The 238-nt window shown below is 71.8% G+C and carries 1 protein-coding gene; it reads left to right on the top strand.

Annotated features, from left to right (window positions below):
• Window position 1: 1 nt before the first annotated feature.
• On the top strand, window positions 2–238 hold a 237-nt coding region (locus SB751_RS34980), incomplete at its 3' end, for a lipocalin-like domain-containing protein (protein WP_410749612.1).

The following is a 238-nucleotide window of genomic DNA, read 5'->3' as shown; positions in this document are numbered from 1 at the left end:
CATGCCAACCAGCCAGCTTCGAGAACAACTCGTCGGCGCATGGCGCCTCGTTTCCTACGAAATCCGCCCGCGCGACGGCGGCACCGTCACCTACCCGCTCGGCCGCGACGCGCGCGGCTGGATCCTGTACACGCCGGACGGCTACATGTCCGCGCAGTTGATGGCGCCCGGCCGCCCGCCTTATGCGGACGGCGACCTGCAGGGCGGCAGCGTCGAGGAACGCGCCGCCGCGGCGCAC

It is taken from the genome of Cupriavidus sp. SIMBA_020 (assembly GCF_046535395.1).
GTDB lineage: Bacteria > Pseudomonadota > Gammaproteobacteria > Burkholderiales > Burkholderiaceae > Cupriavidus > Cupriavidus campinensis.
The sequence above is the reverse complement of the archived record's forward strand: the minus strand, read 5'-3'. Positions and strand labels throughout refer to the sequence as shown.